At 73.0% G+C, this 2220-nt stretch carries 2 protein-coding genes; one reads left to right on the top strand and one right to left on the bottom strand.

The features are described from left to right. Positions 1-365: 365 nt before the first annotated feature. On the bottom strand, positions 366-1058 hold the full coding sequence (locus tag ACFXBC_RS02615; protein WP_164267262.1) for a metal-dependent transcriptional regulator: 693 nt from the start codon (positions 1056-1058) through the stop codon (positions 366-368). 126 nt (positions 1059-1184) lie between these two features. On the opposite strand from ACFXBC_RS02615, the gene ACFXBC_RS02610 reads away from it, so the two are divergent. After that, entirely contained in the window at positions 1185-1955 is a 771-nt protein-coding gene (locus ACFXBC_RS02610; RefSeq protein ID WP_385017845.1) for an SIS domain-containing protein, read from the top strand. The last annotated feature ends 265 nt before the right edge of the window (positions 1956-2220 follow it).

The following is a 2220-nucleotide window of genomic DNA, read 5'->3' as shown; positions in this document are numbered from 1 at the left end:
TGCGGCAGTCGCTCGGGGCACCGCCCCCGCCGGCCGGCCGGAGGGGGGGAGTGGGTCGGGGGGGCGCCGGGGCGCCGGGGCCCCCGCCCGGCGGCGGGGGCGGCCGGGCCCCGGCGCTCCCGCGCGCCGGGGCCCTCTCCGTCCGAGACCCGGTGAGGCCACGACAGACGCATCCATCTGCTCCCTCCCTGCCGGACGGGCGGGCAGCACCCGGACCGCACCGGGCCGACACCGTCGTCACGCCGTAGGCGCCCAGCGTCGCACGGCTTGCGGGCGGCCGGGGCCGTTCCCGCCGTTCCCGCGCCATTGCGCGGTCTGCCCGTCACCGGCCGTATAGGCAGCGGGCGCCCTCTGTCCCGGGCGCGCTACTGCTTGGCCACGAAGACGTGCGAAGCCACCTCGGGGTTGAGCTCGGCGGCCTCACCGCCGCTGCCCACCAGGACCCCGCCGGCCGACTCCGTGACACTCACCACCGAACCGGGCTGCACCCCCGCGCGACGCAGCGTGTACATCAGCTGTGCGTCGGTCTGGATGGGCTCGCCGATCCGGCGCACCACCACGTTCTTCCCGTCGGGGCCCGGGTCCAGCTCCGCCAGGCTCAGCAGGCCCTCGTCGAGGAAGGGATCCGCCTCGGCCTTCTCGCCCAGCTCTTCCAGGCCCGGGATCGGATTCCCGTACGGCGACTCCGTGGGGTGGCGCAGCAGCTCCAGGACCCGCCGCTCCACCGCCTCGCTCATCACATGCTCCCAGCGACACGCCTCGGCGTGGACCTGCTCCCACTCCAGGCCGATCACGTCGACGAGGAGGCACTCGGCGAGCCGGTGCTTGCGCATGACGCGCGTCGCCAGCCTCCGGCCCTCCTCCGTCAGCTCCAGGTGCCGGTCGCTCGCGACGGCCACCAGGCCGTCACGCTCCATGCGCGCCACGGTCTGGCTGACCGTCGGGCCGCTCTGGTCGAGCCGCTCCGCGATACGGGCCCGCATGGGAACCACACCTTCCTCCTCCAGTTCGAGGATGGTGCGGAGGTACATCTCCGTAGTGTCGATCAGCCCACTCATACGTGCCCCTATGTTCCGCTGCCGCTATGGCCCTCATCCAATTCTGACGCATACCTACGACAACCGGCCCGCACAGGACGTGGGCGGTCTTGACACCGCCCTGGTACGGACCTCACCGTGAGGCGCATGAGCAGCGAGAACAGCGCGAGCGGCGGTCTGGCGGACGACTTCTTCGATGCCGCGATCGGCCTGCTGCGCCAGGTGCGCGACGAGGAGTCGGAGCATGTGGCGGCGGCCGGTTCCGCGATCGCCGACACCGTGCAGGCGGGCGGCCGTCTCTTCGCCTTCGGCGCGGGCCACTCCTCGCTCGCCGCCCAGGACGTGGTCTACCGCGCGGGCGGCCTCGCCCTGATGAACCTGCTCGGCGTCCCCGGCGCCCTGGGTGTCGACGTCAGGCCCGCCACCCTCGGCTCGGCCCTGGAACGCGTCGACGGTCTCGCGAGCGCCGTACTCGACTGCAGTCCGGCGGCGGCGGGCGACGTCCTCGTGATCATTTCGCTCTCCGGGCGCAACGCGCTCCCTGTGGAGATGGCGATGAGCGCCCGCACGCTGGGCCTGAAGGTCATCGGCGTGACATCGGTGGCGTACACGAAGGAGACGACGTCACGGCACTCCTCCGGTACGTATCTCAAGGACCACTGCGACATCGTGCTGGACAGCCGGATCGCGGTGGGCGACGCGGAGCTGACCGCCGAGGGCGTCGAAGCCCCCTTCGCCCCCGCGTCGACGGTCGTCACCAGCGCGCTGATGCAGGCGATGATGGCCTCGGCGGCGGGCGAACTGGCCCGCCGGGGTGTGGAGCCCCCGCTGCTGCGCTCGGGGAACGTCGACGGCGGCCACGAGTGGAACCGGCGCGTACTGACGGAGTACGGCGACCGGATCTTCTACCAGCACTGAACAACTGAACAGCTGGTCACTGCGCCCACTCCCGGCCCCCTCTGCCCGCCCTGGCCTCCCAAGGTGCGGCACGGTGGCACTTCCACCCCCGTATGCCGCCGCCGATCACCGCGTGCGCTCAGGGGAGCCGAACCTCAGCGAAGGCCGCTCGTCCCTGCTGTGACCGGCTCCGCGGAGACGGGCCCGGGGGGGGGGGGCGGCGGGGGTTCGGGCTCCGGGCGCGGTGGCCGGGGATGTCGCGGGGGCAGGGGTCGGGGGTGTCACG

Origin of the sequence: Streptomyces sp. NPDC059398, assembly GCF_042751845.1 — a bacterium.
Taxonomy (GTDB): domain Bacteria; phylum Actinomycetota; class Actinomycetes; order Streptomycetales; family Streptomycetaceae; genus Streptomyces.
The sequence above is the reverse complement of the archived record's forward strand: the minus strand, read 5'-3'. Positions and strand labels throughout refer to the sequence as shown.